This window comes from Bradyrhizobium sp. 134 (assembly GCF_023074155.1).
In the GTDB taxonomy this organism is placed as follows: Bacteria; Pseudomonadota; Alphaproteobacteria; order Rhizobiales; family Xanthobacteraceae; genus Bradyrhizobium.
In genome coordinates this window covers 454,348-473,435 of the sequence record NZ_JADPKX010000074.1, presented here as the reverse complement: position 1 = coordinate 473,435, position 19,088 = coordinate 454,348, and the positions used below count along the sequence as shown (strand labels likewise).

The window sequence follows — 19,088 nt, the reverse complement described above, 5'->3', positions numbered from 1 at the left end:
CCCTTCGCCCCTGCGAAATCCGCATGGCTTTGCCGCGTTCCCGGGGCTAAAAGACGCCGGTTAAACGGAGCAAGCCATGCAAGATCTCTGGCGCCTGTCGGCGGCCGACCTCGCCAACCTCGTCAAAACCAAAAAGCTCTCCGCCAGGGAGGCCGCGCAGGCCGGCTTGGCCCGGCTCGACGCCGTCAATCCCAGCCTCAACGCCGTGATCGACCACCGCCCGGAGGACGTGCTCAAGCAGGCCGACGCCGTCGATGCCGCCATCGCCAGGGGTGAGGACCCCGGTGTGCTGGCCGGCGTGCCCGTCACCATCAAAGCCAATGTCGACCAGGCGGGCTTTGCCACCACCAACGGCCTGAAACTGCAGCGCGACCTGATCGCGCGCGAGGACAATCCGGTGGTCGCCAATTTCCGCAAAGCCGGCGCCGTTCTGCTTGGGCGCACCAATTGCCCGGCCTTCTCCTATCGCTGGTTCACCACCAATCTGGTCCACGGCGACACCAAGAACCCCCGCGATGCCTCGCTGACGCCGGGCGGCTCGTCCGGCGGCGCCGGCTCGGCGGTCGCGGCCGGCATCGGCCATATCGCCCACGGCACCGATATTGCCGGCTCGATCCGCTATCCCGCCTATGCCTGCGGCGTGCATGGTCTGCGCCCGACGCTCGGCCGCATCCCGGCCTTCAATCCGGCCCTGCCGGAGCGCCCGATCGGCCCGCAGATCATGGCGGTGTCGGGCCCACTGGCGCGCACCGTCAACGACATCAGGATTTCGCTCGCGGCGATGTCGGCCCGCGACATCCGCGATCCCTGGTTCGTGCCGGCACCGCTGGAAGGCCCGGCGCGGCCGAAGCGCGCCGCGCTGTGTCTTAATCCGGACGGCCTGGCCACCGCGCCCGAGGTGAAGGCTGCCGTCATCGACGCCGGCAAGCGGCTCGAGCGTGCCGGCTGGACCGTCGAGACAATCGAGAACACCCCGCCGATGCGCGAGGCCGTCGAGTGGCAGATCAAGCTCTGGCTGGGCGACGGCTACGAGGCGCAGTTGGAGATGGCCGAGCGTGAGGGCGATCCGGGCGCTCTGGCGTGCCTGCGCGGCAATCGCGCCAGGCTTACGCCGATGGACCAGGCAAATTACGCCAAGGCTTTGACCCGCCGCGCCACGCTGACCCGCGACTGGATGTTGTTCTTCGAGACCTATGCCGTGCTGCTGACGCCGGTCTCCGGCGAATTGCCGTTCCCCGATCATCTCGACCGCAAGGACGACGAGTCCTTCAAACGCGTCTGGGAAGCACAGCTGCCGCAGATCGCCATTCCCTTCATGGGCCTGCCGGGCCTCGTGGTCTCCACCGGCCTCGTCGGCAAGGCGCCCGTTGGCGTGCACATCGTGTCCGGCCGCTATCGCGAGGATCTCTGTCTCCTTGCCGGCGAAGCGATCGAGGCGGGCGGCGTGCCGCCGTCGCCGATCGATCCCGTGGGTTAGCGATGTCGGTGATCTACGACTTCAAGGCCAACTCGCTTCTCGGCGAAGAAGTGCCCATGCGCAGCTTCGAGGGGCAGGTGCTGCTGATCGTCAACACCGCGAGCAAATGCGGCTTCACGCCGCAATATCGCGGGCTGGAGGATCTGCATCGCGATCTCAATCCGCGCGGCTTCTCGGTGCTCGGCTTTCCCTGTAACCAGTTCGGTGCGCAGGAGCCTGGACCGGCGAGCGAGATCCAGGCGTTCTGCTCGACCAATTACGACGTCACCTTCCCCCTGTTCGAGAAGATCGACGTCAACGGCAGCAATGCGCATCCGTTGTATGAGTACCTGAAACGCCAGCAATCCGGCCTGCTGGGCGCCTCCATCAAATGGAATTTCACCAAATTCCTGGTGGATCGCGCCGGCAAGGTAGTTTCGCGCTATGCGCCGACCGCGCGGCCCGAAGGATTGCGGCAGCAAATCGAGACCCTGTTATGAGCGAGACAATCATGAGCGACGAATTTCCGGACCGCCTCTCGGTCGATCCGAACAGCCCCTTTTACAATGCGGACATCCTGGCGCGCGACGTCGGCATCCGCTTCAAGGGTGTCGAGAAGACCAATGTCGAAGAATATTGCATCAGCGAAGGCTGGGTTCGCGTCACCGCAGGCAACGCCAAGGACCGCCACGGCAACCCGCTGACCATCAAGGTGCACGGCCCGGTCGAGCCGTATTTCAGGGATAAGAAGTAGGAGCGCGCGCTCTCCACCCGTCATCGAGCGCGCTCTCTCCTTGTCATTGCGAGCGTAGCGAAGCAATCCAGGATCTTTTCGCGAAGGCAGTCTGGATTGCTTCGTCGCAAGAGCTCCTCGCAATGACGAAAGTGAAAGGCCAACCCCATGTCCGTCCGCATCGTCGACGTCCGCGAGATCACGAAACCGATCTCTTCGCCGATCCGCAACGCCTATATCGATTTCACCAAGATGACGACGAGCCTGGTTGCGGTCGTCACCGATGTCGTTCGCGATGGCAAGCGCGTCGTCGGCTACGGCTTCAACTCCAACGGCCGCTACGGGCAGGGCGGCCTGATCCGCGAGCGTTTTGCCGCGCGCATCCTGGAGGCCGACCCGAAATCGCTGCTGAACGCGGCCGGCGACAATCTCGATCCCGACAAGGTCTGGGGCGCGATGATGACCAACGAGAAGCCGGGCGGCCATGGCGAGCGCTCCGTCGCGGTCGGCACCATCGACATGGCGGTGTGGGATGCGGTGGCGAAGATCGCGGGCCAACCGCTGTTCCGCCTGCTCGCCGAGCGTCATGGCGTCAAAGCCAATCCACGCGTGTTCGTCTACGCCGCCGGCGGCTATTACTATCCGGGTAAGGACCTTTCAATGCTGCGCGGCGAGATGCGCGGCTATCTCGATCGCGGCTACAACGTCGTGAAGATGAAGATCGGCGGCGCCGATATCGAGGACGATCGCGCCCGCATCGAAGCGGTGCTGAAGGAGATCGGCAAGGACGCGCAACTCGCCGTGGACGCCAACGGCCGCTTCGATCTCGAGACCGGCATCGCCTATGCCAAGATGCTGCGGGACTATCCCTTGTTCTGGTACGAGGAGGTCGGCGACCCCCTCGACTACGCGCTGCAGGCAGCGCTCGCCGAATTCTATCCGGGACCGATGGCAACGGGCGAAAACCTGTTCAGCCACCAGGACGCCCGCAATCTGATCCGCTACGGCGGCATGCGCCCCGACCGCGACTGGCTGCAATTCGACTGCGCGTTGTCCTACGGCCTGTGCGAATACCAGCGCACGCTGGAGGTGCTGAAAACGTATGGTTGGTCGCCGAGCCGCTGCATCCCCCACGGCGGCCACCAGATGTCGCTCAACATCGCAGCCGGCCTTGGCCTCGGCGGCAACGAGAGCTACCCCGATCTGTTCCAGCCCTATGGCGGCTTCCCCGACGGCGTCCGGGTCGAGAACGGCCACATCACCATGCCCGACCTGCCGGGCATCGGCTTCGAGGGGAAATCGGATCTCTACAAGGAAATGAAGGCGCTGGCGGAGTAGCCCGACGCGAGGGGCCGCACACTCCGTCATTGCGAGCGCAGTGAAGCATTCCAGAGTCTTTCCGCGGGCGCAGTCTGGATTGCTTCGTCGCATCAGCGCAAAATTGCTTTGCAATTTTGTCACGAACTCCTCGCAATGACGATGTGGCGAAAGTCTCGCAATCATCTCTTGGTTGTAATATCATGAAAGCTCTCCTCAGCTGAGCGCGATCATGAAGCAGCCTTGCGTGTACATGTTCGCCAATCGTCGCAACGGGACGATCTATACAGGCGTCACGTCCAATCCACCGCGCCGCGCGTTCGAGCACCGCGAGGGCTTGGTGAAGGGGTTCTCGTCAAAGTATGGCTGCAAGCTTCTCGTCTGGTACGAGCTGCATGCGACGATGACCGACGCGATCACACGCGAGAAGCAGATCAAGGCCGGCAGCCGGGAAAAGAAGCTTGCGCTGATCGAGAGCGTCAATCCGGATTGGATGGATTTGTACGAGACGCTGATCTGATTGCACCAGGTGTCACCACACACTCCGTCGTTGCGAGCGTAGCGAAGCAATCTCAGGTGTCGCCACATACTCCGTCATTGCGAGCGTAGCGAAGCAATCCAGAGTGTCTCCAAGGAGGCAGTCTGGATTGGCTTCGTCGCGAGAGCTCCTCGCAACGACGGTGGCGAGGGTGATGTCTCTCCTGTCAGCGCCTAGACCGGGGACGGTGGTCTTGATGCCTCAGGTGTCACCACACACTCCGTCATTGCGAGCGCAGCGAAGCAATCCAGAATCTTTCCGCGGCGCGGTCTGGATTGCTTCGTCGCAAAAGCTCCTCGCAATGACCGCGAGAGTGCGTCGTCGGCTGCGTTCGCATTGACGATGTGGCGCGAGCCGGACGTCCCTTACGACAGCCGCATATCCAGCAGCCGTCGCCCTTCGCCCTTCAAGAGCTTCTTCACCGCGCTCGAGGCCACGACCTCGCCGTCATTGGCGTAGGCTTCGTGGTTCTTCTCGATGTCGTCGAGGCGGTAGAGGTAGTTGACCATCACGCCGGCGGACTCGCGCACGCCCTTGGGCGAGAGATCGCCTAACCAGTTGATGCGCTCGAGGCGGGCGCCGTTGCCGAGATGGAAGCGGGCGACGGAGTCGATCAGCTTGCCTTTCGGCGTGCGCGCCTTGAGGAAGTAGTGCGCCGCGAGCGGTTCGATCACGCCACGCAGCAGCGTGGTCGTCTCGGGGTTCTCGAACCATTTGGGATCGTCGAGGCGCTTCAGCACTTCGCGGTCCTCATCCGAAAGCGGCAAATCCTTGTCCTGCTTCACCCATGGCATGAAGCCCGGTACCGGCGACAGCGTCACGAAATTGTCGAGCTTGGGCAATTCGCGGCGCAGCTCCTCCACCACCTGCTTGATCAGGAAGCTGCCGAAGGAGATGCCGCCGAGACCGCGCTGGGTGTTGGAGATCGAGTAGAACACGGCGGTGCGGGCGCGCTCGATCGGGACGGAGGGGCGATCGACGGCGAGCAGCGGCGCGATCGCGCCGGGGATCGTCTCCGTCAGCGCGACCTCGACGAAGATCAGGGGCTCGTCCACCATTGCGGGATGGAAGAAGGCGTAGCAGCGGCGGTCGACCGGATCAATGCGGCGGCGCAGATCGTCCCAGTCGCTGATCTCGTGCACGGCCTCATAACGGATGATCTTTTCGAGGATGTTGGCCGGGGTCGACCAGTCGATCCTGCGCAGCACGAGAAACCCCCTGTTGAACCATGACGAGAGAAGATGCGAAACGTCGCGATCGAGTGCGGCGAGATCGGTGTGCCCGTTCCTCATGTCGAGCAGGTCGGCGCGCATCTTGACGAGATCCCCAGTGCCGCCAGGCGCGCGGTTGAGGCGGCGGATCAGCTCCTGCCGGCGCGGCTCGGAGGCGAAATGAAGCGCGCTGGCATCCTCGTCGGCCGGCTTGGCACGCCATGTCTCGATCGCCTTGGACAGGCGTTCCCGATCCGGGCCGAAATCGCGCACCAGGGCTTCGAAGAAAGCGCGACGTCCCGCCGCATCCAGCTCCTGGTAGATGTCGAGCACCTCACGCGCCATCGCCGTGCCCGACGCTTCGCCCCGGCCCGACAGCAGCGCGCCACAGAGCTCGATGAGCCCGTCGGCGTCTGGCTTGGTGTCGGCAGAATCCCCGCGGCGAAGCAGCGTGCGGCCGCGCTCGGAGATGGTGGTGAGCAAGTCGGAGAAGAAGGCGTTGGCCATCGGGGCTTTCGTGTCGGGTTTGTGCGGTGCGGGAATCTTACACGGGATTTGGGCGGAAGCCGATCACAATCAAGCGGGGGAATTTGGCAAGTTTAGCGGGGGCGTGCGTTTCGAAAACCCAAAGAAAGTTGTCATGCCCCGGCTTGACCCGGGCATCCAGTATGCCGCAGCTTTTCGGTTCTAGCCGCGCCGTCCCCGAGTACTGGATCGCCCGGTCAAGCCGGGCGATGACACCGAGTGTGTAGCAAACTCCGTCGGGGTCCGCCCCGTCACCTGACGGAACGCTGCGGAAAACGCCGGCACGCTGGCATAGCCGAGCTGGGTCGCGAGCTGCTTCACCGACACATTGGCATCGGTCGACAGCCGCTGGATCGCCGCCGCAATTCTTGCGCGCTGGCACCAGCTCTTGAAGCTCAGCTGCGTCTCTGTCGAAAACAGCCGCGACAGCGTGCGCGCGGAGGTTCCGACCTCGCGCGCCAGCGCGTCGATGTCGTGCAGGCCGGTGGGATCGTCGAGCACGATCATGGCCGCGCGCCGGCAGCGCGGCTCGTGTGGCAGCGGCACGAAGGTCGCGGAATCCTCGGCCTGGACCAGTTCCAGCATCACCAGCCGAACCAGCAGATCGGTCCGCTCCTCGGTATTTTGCGCCTCGAACAGCGCGAGGATCGCCTGGTTCAGCAGCGGCGACACCCGCACCACGAATTCCCTGGTCAGTCCCTCATGGCGCTGCTCGCGCTTCAGCCAGGCGAGGTCGAAATAGAGCGTGCGCATCTCGATATCGGCAAGCAAATCGATGGCGTGCTGGAGCCCGGCGGGGACCCAGACCGCGCGGTCCGGCGGCACCAGCCAGCGTCCCCCGGGAGTCGTCACCTGCATGGTGCCCCTGGCGGCATAGATCAGCTGCGCCTCGCGGTGCAAATGCGGATCGATCCGCATGCCCTTGGGGTAGTCGCGCGCGACCAGATGCACGCCCGCGGGCGAGCGATGGTTGCTCCGGACTGCCCGGAGGATTGGCGTCTCGACGACAGTCATTGGCAGCATCCCGTCATGCCCAAGACATATAACTCATTTCGGAGCAGGAGAGGATTCCCATGAACAGCCCCAGCCGGGTGATCAGTTTCGTCAACGCGGGCCATTTCATCGACCATTACGCGATGCTGATTTTCGCCGCCGCGGTGATCATCATGGGACCGGCGCTCGGCATGGCCTATTCGGAGCTCTTGCCTTATGCGACGCCGGGCTTCGTCGCCTTCGGCGCGGGCTCGCTGCTCACCGGCTGGCTCGGCGACCGCTGGAGCCGCCGCCACATGATGCTGATCTTCTTCGTCGGCATCGGCGCCTCCATGATCTCGGTCGGCTTCGTGCAGACCCCGGCACAGCTTGGCGCGGCGCTGTTCGCGATCGGCATTTTCGCCTCGATCTATCATCCCGTCGGCACCGCCATGATCGTCTCCTACGCTGACAGGCTCGGCCGCGAGATGGGCATGAACGGCGTCTGGGGCAATCTCGGCGTCGCATCGTCGGCGCTGGTCACCGGCGTGATCGGCCAATATCTCGGCTGGCGCTTCGCCTTCATCGTCCCGGGCATCGTCACCATCCTGATCGGCATCGCGTTTGCGATGATGGTCGTGCACGAGGACCGCAAGGGTTCGAAACAGGCGGCGGCGCAGGCGCGCGTCGCCAAGCAGGACATGTGGCGCGTGATCCTGTCGCTGCTGATCGTGGTGATCGCGATCTCGACGACCTTCAATGCCGTCACCGTCGCGCTGCCAAAGCTGTTCGCCGAGCGGCTCGCCGATCTCACCAAAAGCCCGGCGCTGCTTGGCGTCATCGCGGCCTGCGTCTATGTGTTCGGCGCGATGACGCAATACACGATCGGCCGGCTGCTCGATCGCTATTCGCTGAAGACGGTGGCGCTGCCGCTGTCCTTCATGCTGGCGCCGTTTTTGTATCTGGCCGCGAGCCTGTCCAATTTGCCGCTGATCCTGGTCTCGATCGGCATCGTCATGGGTGCGTTCGGGCAGGTCACGGTCAACGACGCCATGGTCGGCAAATACACCAGCGAGGAATGGCGCTCGCGCGCCTATGCCGTGCGCTATTTCATCGGCTTCACCGCCGCCGGCGCCTCCGTCGGCCTGGTCGCCTGGCTCTACGAGCAGGGCGGCTTCGTCACCATGCTGCACGCCTTCGCCGCCCTCTGCCTGCTCGCGATCGCAGCGGCGATCATTCTCCCGCGCGAGATCAGGACACCGCAGGCGGTGTGAGGGATCGGCGTGAGGCGCGCGGCTGCCTCCACGTCGTCATTGCGAGCGCAGCGAAGCAATCCAGAATCTTTCCGCGGCGGCAGTCTGGATTGCTTCGCTGCGCTCGCAATGACGGGGGATGAGGAGGCACCTTGCGCAGACCACTCATGATGCCATCATGCCAGTGTTTTGCCCGACGGAGCAATCAGTTTTCGGCAAAGACGAAATATGATTTCGGCGCACACAAAATTTTCTTCAGCCTTTTCAACCTCATCTCTACTGTGCATGGGGTTGTTTTAGCGTTTTTTTGTGTTGCCCCCTAACCCCCCCTGCAAGCGACAGGAACCCGCTGCGCCCACCGCGGGTTCTATCCCCGTCATCCCGGCACCTCGCCGGGGCAGATGAAGGGGGAAAATTCCTGCATGCAGTGGAGCCTGCTCCGACCGGTCGGCCTTGTCGCCGCGGCTCTCGTCCTCACCACCGTTGCGGCCAGTGCCGAGGGCGGCAAATCGGCCGGTCCGTCCGAATTCCTGCTGGTGGCGCAGATCGTGCTGTTGATCGCGGTCGGCCGCGGTCTCGGCGAGATCATGCAGCGCCTCGGCCAGCCCTCGGTGATCGGCGAATTGCTCGCCGGCATCCTGCTGGGGCCGTCGCTGTTCGGTTGGGTCTGGCCTGACGCACAGCACGCGATCTTCCCCAAAACGCCCGAGCAGAAAGCGATGATCGACGGCATCGCGCAGTTCGGCATCCTGCTTCTGCTGCTGCTGACCGGCATGGAGACCGACCTCAAGCTGGTCAGGAAGGTCGGCAAGGCCGCGATCGCGATCTCGATCGCCGGCATCCTCGTGCCCTTCGCCTGCGGCTTCGCGCTCGGTGAATTTCTGCCGGACGCGCTGTTGCCGAATCCGCAAGCCCGCCTGGTTGCGTCGCTGTTCATGGGCACGGCGCTGTCGATCTCCTCGGTGAAGATCGTCGCGGTGGTGGTACGCGAGATGAATTTCATGCGCCGCAATGTCGGCCAGATCATCGTCGCCACCGCCGTCATCGACGACACCATCGGCTGGATCATCATCGCCGTCATCTTCAGCCTGGCCTCGCACGGCACGCTGGATATCGCCTCGGTGGCGAAAGCCGTGCTGGGCACGCTGGCCTTCCTCGCCATCAGCTTCACCATCGGCCGCCGCCTCGTATTCCAGCTCATTCGATGGGCCAACGACAATCTCGTCAGCACCGCCCCGGTCATCACGGTGATCCTGCTGCTGATGTGCGCCATGGCGCTGATCACCCATCTGATCGGCGTCCACACCGTGCTCGGTGCCTTCGTCGCCGGCATTCTGGTCGGGGAGTCCCCGATCCTGACGCGGCAGATCGACGAGCGCCTGCGCGGGTTGATCTCGAGCTTCTTCATGCCGGTGTTCTTCGGTCTGGCCGGCTTGAGCGCCGACCTCACAGTGCTGCGCGATCCCGATCTGCTGATGCTCACCGGCCTGCTGGTCGTGATCGCCAGCGTCGGCAAGTTCGGCGGCGCCTTCGTCGGCGGAACCGTGGGCGGGTTGAACACACGGGAGTCGCTGGCGCTCGCAAGCGGGATGAACGCGCGCGGCTCGACCGAAGTGATCATCGCCACCATCGGTCTTTCGATCGGCGTGCTCAGCCAGAATCTTTTCACGATGATCGTCACCATGGCGATCGTGACCACGATGGCCATGCCGCCGATGCTGCGCGCGGCGCTAGCAAAGCTACCGATGAACAAGGAGGAGCAAGAGCGCCTGGAACGCGAAGAGTTCGAGAGGCGCGGCTTCGTCGCCAACCTCGAACGTCCGTTGCTCGCAGTGGACGAAAGCGTCAACGCCACCTTCGCCGCCCACATCGCCGGCCTGATCGCCGGCATGCGCGGCCTGCCGATCACCGTGCTGCACATCGGCAAGCGCGCCAAGGATCAGGAGAAGGGTCGCGACGAAGAGGAAAGCCCCGAAACCGTGGTGAAGAAAGCCGCTGAGGCGGTATCGGCCCATGGCGATGGCGACGCCGGCAGCGTCGACGTCGTCACTCGGGCAAGGCGTGCGGAGCTCGGCGAGTCCATTGCCGACGAAGCGCGCAAGGGCTTCGATCTCCTTGTCGTCGGCACCGACAAGGTCGCAGCCACCAAGGATCGATTCGACCGCAAGATCGAGGACATCGCAGCGAAGTTCGAAGGACCGCTCGCGATCGTGGCGGCCAAGGGCAAGCACCTGAAGCAGCCGACGCCCGAGGCGCTCAACATCCTCGTTCCGGTCTCCGGCAGCGGCGTCTCCAAGCGCGGCGCCGAGGTCGCGGTCGCGCTGGCGCAGGCGGGATCAGGCTCGCTCCGGGTGATCTATGTCGCGACGACGCGCGACAAGGGCGCGCAGCGCGGCGCCTCTCGTGGTCTGAGCCACGAGGCCGGCATCCTGAAGGACGCCAGCGATCTCGCCGCCCGCTACGACGTCGACATCACCACGACCTTGCGCGCGAACCGGGCGCCTGAAGCGGCGATCCTGCGCGAGATCGAGACCACCGATGTCGATCTCGTGGTGATGGGCGTCGATCGCATCCAGGCCGACCACCTCTCCTTCGGCGGCGTCGCCGACGCCGTCCTCAGGCAGGCGAAGGTCTCGGTGCTGCTGGTCTCGAGCGGTGAGGCGCGGCAGGTCCCTGCGGAGAAGGCCTAGGACTTCACCTCGGCCACCGCCACCGCCTTCGGGGTTTTCTTCGACGCACGCCAGTTCTCGAAGCGCTGCACCACCACGAAGAACGCCGGCACGAACAGCACCGCGAGGCAGGTCGAGGCCAGCATGCCCGAGAACACGGTGATGCCGATCGACTTCCGCGCGCTGGCGCCGGCGCCGGTCGCGATCACCAGCGGCACCACGCCGAGGATGAAGGCGAACGACGTCATCAGGATCGGGCGGAAGCGGGCGCGCGCGGCTTCAATCGCGGATTCCAGCACCGGCTTGCCGTCGCGGCCGTGCAGCTCGAGCCCGACCTCGACGATCAGGATGGCGTTCTTGGCCGACAGCGCGATCAAGAGGATCAGGCCGATCTGGCAATAGAGATTGTTGTCGATCTTCAGGGCATTGAGGATCAGCATCGGTCCGAGCAACGACAGCGGCACCGCCAGGATCACCGAGATCGGTGCGTACCAGCTCTCGTACTGGCCGGCGAGCACGAGATAGACCAGCAGCATGGCGAGCCCGAACACCCAGTAGATCTGGTTGGAGACGGCCTTCTCCTGATAGGACATCGCGGTCCATTCGAAGCCGGTGCCCGGCGGCAGCGTCTTGTCCGCGATTTCCTCCATCAGCTTCAGCGACTGGCCCGAGGAGTAGCCCTGCGCGGGCAGGCCGATCACGGTCGACGACGGATAGAGATTGTAAAGGCTGATCAGCGAGGGGCCGGTGGCCGGCGTGATCGTGGCGACGGTGCCGATCGGGATCATGTCGCCGTTCGAGTTGCGCACCATCATGTTGGCGATGTCGCGCTCGGTGACGCGGAAGGCGGGATCGGCTTGGGTGTAGACCTGGAACACGCGGCCGAATTTGTTGAACTGGTTGACATAGGACGAGCCGAGGTAGGTCGACAGCGCGGCGAACACCTGGTCGGTCGTGACGTGCAGGGTCTGGGTCTTGATGCGGTCGATCTCGACGTTGAACTGCGGCACCGACGAGCGGAACGAGGATTGCACGCGCTGGAGCGCGCTCTGGCTCTGGCCATTGCTGACCATCGCGCCCGTGATGGCCTGGAGCTTGGCGAAATCGCTGTTGCCGTCGCGCAGTTCGACCTGCATCGAGAAACCGGCGGCGTTGCCGATGCCCTGGATCGGCGGTGGCGGCAGCACCAGCGTGCGCGCCTCCATGATGACCCCGAGCTTGTCGTTCAGCCCGTAGACCAGCGAGCGCAGATCCTCGCCCGGTCCTTTGCGCGCGTCCCAGTCCTTCAGGATGATGTAGGCGACGCCGGCATTGGCAAGGCTGGCGCTGTTGTCGAGCGCGGAGATGCCGGCGATGGTGATGACCTGCTGGACTCCAGGCGTGTCCTTGATCAGCTCGCTCGCTCTGTCGAGCACCTTCTGAGTCCGCTCCAGCGCGGCACCGTCGGGCAGTTGCACGGCGGCGATCAGGTAGCCCTGGTCCTCGATCGGCAGGAATCCGGTCGGCACCCGGGACAGGCCATAGCCGCCGATCCCGATCAGCACCAGCGCGAATGCGACCGAGATCGTGCTGTTCCTGCACAGCACGCCGATCAGCCGGATGTAGCCGCGCTCGACGCGGTTGTAGACCGCGTTGAAGCCGCGATAGAAGAAGTTGCGCTGCTCCGGCGGCACCGTCGGCCGCAGCCACAGTGCGCATTGCGTCGGCTTCAGCGTCGCCGCGTTGATGGCGGACAGAAGCGCGGTCGCGGCGATCACCAGTGCGAATTGCGAATAGATGCGGCCGGTGAGCCCGGCGAGGAACGAGGCCGGCAGGAACACCGAGATCAGCACGAGCGTGATGCCGACGATCGGCGCGAACAGCTGGTCCATCGCCTTGATCGCGGCGTCGTGGCCGTTCATGCCCTGCTCGATGTTGTGAGTCGCGCCTTCGACCACGACGATGGCGTCGTCGACGACGATGCCGATCGCCAGCACGATCGCGAACAAAGTCGACATGTTGATGGTGAAGCCGAGCGCCGCCATGGCGGCGAAGGCGCCGATGATGGTCACCGGCACCGTGGTCGCCGGCACCAGCATCGCGCGCCAGTCCTGCAGGAAAACCAGGATGACGACCAGCACCAGCAGGCCGGCCTCGATCAGCGTCATGTAGACCTCGTGCACCGAGGCCTGCACGAATTTGGTGGTGTCGAACGGCGTGTCGTATTTCATCCCTTGCGGGAAGGCCTTTGCAAGCTCCGCCATCTTCTTCTCGACGGCCTGCTCGACCTGGAGTGCATTGGCGCCTGGCGACTGGAACACGCCGATGCCGGTGGCCGGCTGCTTGTTCAGGGAGAAGATCTGGCTGTAGGTCTGCGCGCCCAATTCGACCCAGCCGACGTCGCGCACCCGCGTGACGTCGCCGCTGGTGCCTGATTTGACGATGATGTTCTCGAACTCGGTGGTGTCGTCGAGCCTGCCGTTGACGTTGAGTGTATACTGGAACGCCTGTCCCGGCGGCGTCGGCGGCGCGCCGACCTGGCCGGCGGAGACCTGCTGGCTCTGCTGCTGGATCGCCTGGATGACGTCCTGCGGGACCAGACCACGGACCTGCAGCTTGTTCGGATCGAGCCACACCCGCATCGAATACTGACCGGCACCGAACACGGTGACGTTGCCCACGCCGGGCAGGCGCGAGAGTTCGTCGCGGAGGTTGATGGTGGCGTAGTTGCTCAAATAAAGGCTGTCGAACGTCTTGTCGGGCGAGGTCAGCGTCACGAACAGCAGGATGGACGTCGACCGCTTCTGCACGGTGACGCCCTGGTTCTGCACCGACTGGGGCAGTTGCGACAGCGCGCTGGAAACGCGGTTCTGCACCAGCACCTGCGCGAAGTTGAGGTCGGTGCCGATCTTGAAGGTCACGGTCAGCGTATAGGTGCCGTCGGAGCCGCTGTAGGACTGCATGTAGAGCATGTCCTCGACGCCGTTGACCTGTTGTTCGATCGGCAAGGCAACCGTGTCGATCACAGTCTTGGCGCTCGCGCCGGGATAGCGGGTCGTGACCTGCACCGTCGGCGGCACCACGTCGGGATATTGCGCGATCGCGAGGTTGAACAGCGCGACGCCGCCGATCAGGATCATCAGCAGCGCGATGACGTTCGAGAGGACCGGCCGCTCGATGAAGAACTTTGAGATCATGGCAGGCGCTCCTACTTACTTGGCAGACGCCTGCGGCTGCTCGATCTTCGTCACCTGCGGGTCGATCTTCTGGCCCGGAATCACCCGCAGCAGCCCTGCGATCACCACGCGATCATCCGGCTTCAAGCCGCTTTCGATCACGCGCAGGCCGTTGTCCACGGGACCGATCTGCACCTTGCGCTGCTCGACAACGTTGTCGCCGTTGACGACGAGGAGATAGCGGCCGCCCTGGTCGCTGCCGAGCGCGGTGTCGGGCACGAGCAGGGCGTCCTTCTCTTGGGTGAAGGGCACGCGAACGCGGACGAAATAGCCGGGCAGCAGCACTCGCTTGTCGTTGGGCACGAGACCGCGCACCGCGAGCGTGCCCGTCGACTGGGTGAGGGTCGGGGCGACATAGTCGAGCTTGCCCTCATGCGGATAGCCGGCCTCGGTCTGCAGGCCGACTTGAATCGGAAATTGCTTCATGTCGGCGGCGGTGAGCCCGCGGCGAGCGGCCTCGGCACGGATGCGCAGCACGTCCTGCTCGTTGACTGTGAAGTTCACATAGATCGGATCCATCGCGACGATGGAGGCGAGTTGAGTCGGGGAGGAGACCCCGACGAGTTCGCCGATCGAGACCATATGCGCGCTGACGACGCCGTCGAATGGTGCGCTCACCTTGGTGTAGCCGTAGTTGACCTCGGCGAGGCGGGTGTTGGCCTTGGCCTGCTGGAGGGTGGCCTGTGCGTTGTCGCGGTTCGAGGTCGAAGTGTCCAGGGTCGCCTGCGAGACCGCCTGGCGCTGCACCAGTTCGGCCTGCCGCTTGAAGTCGGCTTCCGCCTGCCGGAGCGAGGCCTGCGCGCCGGCCTCGGCCGCCTGCGCCTGATCGAGCTTGAGCTTGTAGGTCTCAGGCTCGATCGTGAACAGCTGGGTGCCTTGCTTGACGAACGCGCCGTCCTGGTAATCGATCGATTGAAGGAATCCTTGCACGCGCGCGACGAGATCGACATTCTTGACCGGCGCGGTGTTGCCGGTGGCCTCGACATACCGCGTCACCGGGCGCTGCACCGGCGCGGCGACGTCCACCTTGGGCGGCGGCGGGGCGACGAACGTATTCTTGTCCTCACAGCCGGCGAGGATGGCAACGGCCGCGACGGCGGCCACAGTCGGCCCGACATGCCTCCAGGCCCCAATGCGCTGTGCTGGTGATGCGAGATTCGCGCGCGTCATTCGGTGGCCCCGGTTGCTATCTGTCGGTGCGGCAGGCTACCAACAAACACCCAGCCATGGAACACCATAGCCATGGCAGTCAGCGGCCTTGAACTGCAAGCGGCGGTGTGGCCTTTGACGGGGTTTGTCATGACAAATCGCTTTTCATCGCGCGCACGATCGACCACAATTATCTCAAAGGCCGAGCGACGACGCGCGAAGCGTTCGGGACGAACAAGAGAAGAATAAAGGAAGAAAAGGTCGGGAGATCATGACATGCCCACGTCTCTCCAGTCGGTCCTTAAGTCGGTCCTTGCCGGCCTCGTTCTCGCCGCGGCCGTCATCATGCCCGCGCTAGCAGATGGTCTGAAGGACGAGATCGCGCCGACCGGCAAGCTGCGGGTCGCGATCGCAATCAGCCCGGCGGGCGGTGCATTCTGGTCTACCAAGACCGAAGCCGGTTATGCCGGCGTGCCCGTCGATCTCGGCAGTGAGATGGCCGCCCAGCTCGGCGTGCCCGTCGAATATGTCGTGCACCAGAATTCCGGCCAGATCACCGATGCGGCGTCGAAAGGCACTCTCGAAAAAGGTGCTTGGGACGTCACCTGGCTCCCCAAGGATCCCGAGCGCGAGACCAGGATGATGTTCGGCCCGATCTACGAGGTCGCGGACGCCACCTATATCGTCAAGGCCGGTTCGAACGTGACCAATTTCGCCACGCTCGACCAGCCCGGCATCAAGGTCGCGGCCGTCAACGCCACGACCACGATGCGCGGCGCGGTCGCGCATCTGAAGAACGCGAAGGTCACGGGCTATCAGACCTACGACGAGATCTTCGGCCTCCTGAAGAACGGCGAGATCGATGCCTTCGCGCTGTCGCGCGATCAGCTCAACAAGATGGCGCAGAAGATTCCGGGCACGCGCGTGCTCGACGAGACCTTCAAGAAGACTGTCACCGCGGTCGCTGTGCCGCTCGGCCGTCCCCAAGCGCTGACCTTCGTCGCCAAGTTCATGAACGAGGCGGTGACGAACGGCACCTTGCGCAAGGCCTATGACAACAACGGCCTGAAGGACACGCCGATCCGCACCGAATAAGACGGCGGCGCAGGATGGCTGCGCCGCGCTCCGGCCCTACGGCTCCGCGGTGCGGATGCCCGCGGGGCTCACTTGCATCTTGAGCGTGGATGTCTTGTTCAGCGCCTTGCCGTCGAACGAGAAGGCGATCAGCTCGTTTTCGACCATGCACTGGGCCACGACATATTTGGAGTCCTTGGACCACACCATGCCCTGGCACCAATGGCCGATCTTGGCTTCCGTCACCGGCGTAAGGTCAGTGCCCGAAATCTTGTAGACCTTGAGCAGGCCGAAATCGTTGAAGAACGGCGAGGCCGGCGGCTTGTTCGAGCCGTTCATGACGGTCACGGCCACATGGCTGCCGTCCGGGGACATCTTCACGGCTTCCGGCGTCTGGCCGATGCTCACCGTCGTGACGACGCGGACCGGTTTCGCCGTCATGTCGATCAGGCTGATCGTGTCGTTGTCGCCGCTGCTGGCGCCGACATTGCCGACGATGGCGGCGGCGCTGCCGGTGAGGTCGATGTCGTAGGGGCGGATGCCCGCGGAGAGATCGCGCTTGGCGTACTCGACCTTGCTCCCGTCCACAGTCAGAAGCGAGATCTTGCTGTCTCCGTCGCGCGTGACCAGCGCGGTCGCGCCGTCATGGGAAAAGACGGCGTGGCTGGGTCCTGATTTGGCGTCGCCGAGCTGGATCTTGCCTGCCGCCGCAAGCGTGCTCCCGCTGATCGTGAAGACCGAGACCGTGCCTTCGCTGCGGTTCGCAACCAGTGCCAGCGTGCCCGCACGGTTGATCGAAACGCCGGCAGCGCCGGCGCCTGCTTGCAAGGTCGCCAGCACTTTGGGGGGTACGGATTTCAGGTCGATGACCGAGAGCTTGTCGTCGGGCACCGTCTTGGCCGGATCCGCAGGATCGAGCTTCATCGCGCCGGTGACGAGGGCGAACGCGCCATCCGGCGCAATGGCCACGCTCGGAGGCGGGCCGACGACGCTGGCCGGGGCGGGCACTTCGCCGAGAAGTTTCAAGGCACCCTCGGTGAAGTCGATGACGCTCACCGTGTCCGGCAGCGGCTGCTTGCGCACCACGGCGCTGCCGTTCTCGAGCACCATCTTGCCGTCATTGGCCGTGACGACGATCTCGGCATGCGCGGCGAAATTGGCCAGGCCGGCCAGCGATGTTGAGATCAAGGCCCATGCGGCACGGTGCGTGCGCTTGCGAAGAGCGGCTGTCATGTGTCCCCCCGAGATTTGTTCTTGTCCGGAGAAGCTAAATGCACCGGGCGCAGGACGCAATGACCAGGCGGCGACCGTTTGCCTTTGAAGACGCCGACGGACGGCTACAAGGCGGGAGCTAGCTCTCACCCGCGTGCCACGCGGCGACGCCCCTCAACGCGGCTTGATCTCCGCATATTTCGCCATCGCCTTCTCGAACTTTCGCTTGAACAGCCACATCGCGCCAAGGATTTCCCGGAAGCTTGCCGAGGTGCGCGCCCGGTCGGCCTGTCCGAATGCGAAGATGCTGTTGTTGCGCAGGTGCTTCATGATCGTCGGACTGGACACCCTGTAGTTCAGGAGATCGCCGGACTTGAGCGCCGACCGCGTCGGCGTAGGAACGATCTGGATCAGCTCGAACAGCTTCATCTGGTCGATCGGGTCGGGCAGCGTCTTCACGATTCCCGGGATCTCCCGGAAAACATCCGCATGCGCGTTCATCAGGCCGTCGCGCACGTTGGTCCAGTGATTGAAGCGATGATCGGTGCCGCGGGCGCGCGCCTCCTCCTTGTCGTCGCGCGCGCTCAACCCGGGATCGGCGGCCGCGATCTCGGCCTTGATGGTCTCCCATTTCCTGCGGCCGTTGCGGTCCTCGGATGGGCCGGTCTGGAAGCTGCCCATATAGGTGTTCGAGCGCCCGTTGCGGACGTTCTGCTTGCCATTGGTCTCAGCGAAGAACAGCCCGAGGCTGATCCGGCCCGCGGCTTCGGCGTGGTCAGGCGCCAGCCCCTTGGCGCGCGCGATCGCGACCGCGAGATCGACCACGTCCTTGAACGGCGTCGCCGAGTTCTGCGCCCCGGCCGGCGGCGCCTCCATGATCTCGAACAGCTTTGAGTATTCGTCGACCAGCGGCTCGATGTCGGCATCGAAATAGGCCGGAGGTATCTCGAACTTGTTGGGCCTGCCGATCCGCGACGGCATGGCGTCGGTGAGATCCTTGTAAGCACTGATCACGGCGACGCGTGCCAGATACAGCGCCTGGCCCGGCAGATTCGGCAGCGGCTGCTTGGCGTCGATCTGGCGGCGCCGCTCGGCCAGAATCGCCTTGAAGTCGCCGAGCGCACGCTCGTAGTTCGCAACCGCCTCCGATTGCCTGGCAGTGAGCGTTTGCGCCCGGCACGGGACCAGCGTCGTAAGGAGCAGCCCAAGCGCCGCGATGATTGCGAGGAGTTGACGTCGTGCAGGCATGGCCGGTTCCCCCAACGATTCGTCGGTCGGGGGATCGTAGCCTAGTCGTTGGCTTCGGGCGGCAGGAAGTCGACCTCGTGCAGCGCCGAGATGCGCACGACCTCGGCCGGGTCGGTCAGGTCATGGAGCTGATTGAACAGCGCCTCCAGTTTCTGCATCGGCGAGACCCAGAACAACGCACGGGCCGGTTTGTCGGATTTGTTGAAATAGCCGTGCGGGATGCCGCGCGGCAGGCGCACGAGGTCGCCGGCGTGGGCCTTGACCCATTTGCCGTCGAGCTTGAGGTCGAGCGTGCCTTCCTGCACCAGGATGAATTCGTCCTGGGTCGGATGGATGTGCACCGGCACGAACTGGCCGGGATCGCTGTTGGTCTCGAACGCGAAAGTGGACTCGGTGACGGCCTTGGGGAAGTAGACCTGGCCGAGGATGTTCCAGGTCTTGCCGCCATAGCCCGTACCGTTCGCGGTGATGCCTTTTTCGAGTGACGTCATGGGTCGCCTCCAATGGGATTGTAAC

The 19,088-nt window shown here is 64.4% G+C and carries 15 protein-coding genes; 8 read left to right on the top strand and 7 right to left on the bottom strand.

The window, feature by feature from the left end; translation table 11 throughout:
* The first annotated feature begins 76 nt into the window (after positions 1–76).
* From IVA75_RS32440 to IVA75_RS32420, 5 genes are all read left to right on the top strand, one after another.
* Positions 77–1,477 (top strand): amidase family protein, encoded by a 1,401-nt coding sequence (locus IVA75_RS32440; RefSeq protein ID WP_247287873.1) that lies wholly within the window; start codon positions 77–79, stop codon positions 1,475–1,477.
* Between the two features lie 2 nt (positions 1,478–1,479).
* A complete protein-coding gene (locus tag IVA75_RS32435) occupies positions 1,480–1,956 on the top strand; it encodes a glutathione peroxidase (protein WP_027519751.1) in 477 nt (158 codons plus the stop codon).
* Positions 1,953–2,210, top strand: coding sequence for a DUF3297 family protein (locus IVA75_RS32430; RefSeq protein ID WP_007613756.1), 258 nt, complete (start codon positions 1,953–1,955; stop codon positions 2,208–2,210). The genes IVA75_RS32435 and IVA75_RS32430 overlap by 4 nt, the downstream gene beginning before the upstream one ends.
* 147 nt (positions 2,211–2,357) lie before the next feature.
* A complete protein-coding gene (gene tarD / locus IVA75_RS32425) occupies positions 2,358–3,527 on the top strand; it encodes a mandelate racemase/muconate lactonizing enzyme family protein (protein WP_247287874.1) in 1,170 nt (389 codons plus the stop codon).
* A 211-nt stretch (positions 3,528–3,738) separates the two neighbouring features.
* On the top strand, positions 3,739–4,026 hold the full coding sequence (locus IVA75_RS32420) for a GIY-YIG nuclease family protein (RefSeq protein WP_027519749.1): 288 nt from the start codon (positions 3,739–3,741) through the stop codon (positions 4,024–4,026).
* Positions 4,027–4,409: 383 nt separating this feature from the next.
* Here IVA75_RS32420 and IVA75_RS32415 read toward each other — a convergent pair whose 3' ends face one another.
* Complete coding sequence (locus tag IVA75_RS32415) at positions 4,410–5,762, bottom strand: malonyl-CoA decarboxylase (protein WP_027570588.1); 1,353 nt, start codon at positions 5,760–5,762, stop codon at positions 4,410–4,412.
* Positions 5,763–5,942: 180 nt separating this feature from the next.
* Positions 5,943–6,794, bottom strand: coding sequence for a helix-turn-helix transcriptional regulator (locus IVA75_RS32410; protein ID WP_247287875.1), 852 nt, complete (start codon positions 6,792–6,794; stop codon positions 5,943–5,945).
* 59 nt (positions 6,795–6,853) lie between these two features.
* On the opposite strand from IVA75_RS32410, the gene IVA75_RS32405 reads away from it, so the two are divergent.
* Both IVA75_RS32405 and IVA75_RS32400 read left to right on the top strand, forming a co-directional pair.
* Entirely contained in the window at positions 6,854–8,026 is a 1,173-nt protein-coding gene (locus tag IVA75_RS32405) for an MFS transporter (RefSeq protein WP_247287876.1), read from the top strand.
* Positions 8,027–8,427: 401 nt separating this feature from the next.
* Entirely contained in the window at positions 8,428–10,695 is a 2,268-nt protein-coding gene (locus IVA75_RS32400; RefSeq protein ID WP_247287877.1) for a cation:proton antiporter, read from the top strand.
* Here the strand turns inward: IVA75_RS32400 and IVA75_RS32395 are convergent.
* Together IVA75_RS32395 and IVA75_RS32390 are read right to left on the bottom strand one after the other, a co-directional pair.
* Positions 10,692–13,850, bottom strand: coding sequence for a multidrug efflux RND transporter permease subunit (locus tag IVA75_RS32395; protein ID WP_247287878.1), 3,159 nt, complete (start codon positions 13,848–13,850; stop codon positions 10,692–10,694). The genes IVA75_RS32400 and IVA75_RS32395 overlap by 4 nt on opposite strands.
* A gap of 15 nt (positions 13,851–13,865) precedes the next feature.
* The gene (locus IVA75_RS32390) at positions 13,866–15,059 is read right to left on the bottom strand and encodes an efflux RND transporter periplasmic adaptor subunit (protein WP_247287879.1); all 1,194 of its coding nucleotides are present in this window, start codon (positions 15,057–15,059) and stop codon (positions 13,866–13,868) included.
* Between the two features lie 255 nt (positions 15,060–15,314).
* On the opposite strand from IVA75_RS32390, the gene IVA75_RS32385 reads away from it, so the two are divergent.
* Entirely contained in the window at positions 15,315–16,133 is an 819-nt protein-coding gene (locus IVA75_RS32385; RefSeq protein ID WP_247287880.1) for an ABC transporter substrate-binding protein, read from the top strand.
* Positions 16,134–16,169: 36 nt separating this feature from the next.
* Here IVA75_RS32385 and IVA75_RS32380 read toward each other — a convergent pair whose 3' ends face one another.
* The 3 genes from IVA75_RS32380 to IVA75_RS32370 form a co-directional block, all read right to left on the bottom strand.
* Positions 16,170–17,345, bottom strand: coding sequence for a beta-propeller fold lactonase family protein (locus IVA75_RS32380; RefSeq protein ID WP_247287882.1), 1,176 nt, complete (start codon positions 17,343–17,345; stop codon positions 16,170–16,172).
* Positions 17,346–17,498: 153 nt separating this feature from the next.
* Positions 17,499–18,572, bottom strand: a complete 1,074-nt coding sequence (locus IVA75_RS32375) for a hypothetical protein (RefSeq protein ID WP_247287883.1) — start codon at positions 18,570–18,572, stop codon at positions 17,499–17,501.
* A 41-nt stretch (positions 18,573–18,613) separates the two neighbouring features.
* The gene (locus IVA75_RS32370; RefSeq protein ID WP_027570597.1) at positions 18,614–19,063 is read right to left on the bottom strand and encodes a cupin domain-containing protein; all 450 of its coding nucleotides are present in this window, start codon (positions 19,061–19,063) and stop codon (positions 18,614–18,616) included.
* Positions 19,064–19,088: the final 25 nt, after the last annotated feature.

Bases quoted from the DNA above. Each gene is read 5' to 3' on its own strand.
- IVA75_RS32440 (WP_247287873.1), top strand. From the start codon at position 77: ATGCAAGATCTCTGGCGCCTGTCGGCGGCCGACCTCGCCAACCTCGTC.
- IVA75_RS32435 (WP_027519751.1), top strand. From the start codon at position 1,480: ATGTCGGTGATCTACGACTTCAAGGCCAACTCGCTTCTCGGCGAAGAA.
- IVA75_RS32430 (WP_007613756.1), top strand. From the start codon at position 1,953: ATGAGCGAGACAATCATGAGCGACGAATTTCCGGACCGCCTCTCGGTC.
- tarD (WP_247287874.1), top strand. From the start codon at position 2,358: ATGTCCGTCCGCATCGTCGACGTCCGCGAGATCACGAAACCGATCTCT.
- IVA75_RS32420 (WP_027519749.1), top strand. From the start codon at position 3,739: ATGAAGCAGCCTTGCGTGTACATGTTCGCCAATCGTCGCAACGGGACG.
- IVA75_RS32415 (WP_027570588.1), bottom strand. From the start codon at position 5,762: ATGGCCAACGCCTTCTTCTCCGACTTGCTCACCACCATCTCCGAGCGC.
- IVA75_RS32410 (WP_247287875.1), bottom strand. From the start codon at position 6,794: ATGACTGTCGTCGAGACGCCAATCCTCCGGGCAGTCCGGAGCAACCAT.
- IVA75_RS32405 (WP_247287876.1), top strand. From the start codon at position 6,854: ATGAACAGCCCCAGCCGGGTGATCAGTTTCGTCAACGCGGGCCATTTC.
- IVA75_RS32400 (WP_247287877.1), top strand. From the start codon at position 8,428: ATGCAGTGGAGCCTGCTCCGACCGGTCGGCCTTGTCGCCGCGGCTCTC.
- IVA75_RS32395 (WP_247287878.1), bottom strand. From the start codon at position 13,850: ATGATCTCAAAGTTCTTCATCGAGCGGCCGGTCCTCTCGAACGTCATC.
- IVA75_RS32390 (WP_247287879.1), bottom strand. From the start codon at position 15,059: ATGACGCGCGCGAATCTCGCATCACCAGCACAGCGCATTGGGGCCTGG.
- IVA75_RS32385 (WP_247287880.1), top strand. From the start codon at position 15,315: ATGCCCACGTCTCTCCAGTCGGTCCTTAAGTCGGTCCTTGCCGGCCTC.
- IVA75_RS32380 (WP_247287882.1), bottom strand. From the start codon at position 17,345: ATGACAGCCGCTCTTCGCAAGCGCACGCACCGTGCCGCATGGGCCTTG.
- IVA75_RS32375 (WP_247287883.1), bottom strand. From the start codon at position 18,572: ATGCCTGCACGACGTCAACTCCTCGCAATCATCGCGGCGCTTGGGCTG.
- IVA75_RS32370 (WP_027570597.1), bottom strand. From the start codon at position 19,063: ATGACGTCACTCGAAAAAGGCATCACCGCGAACGGTACGGGCTATGGC.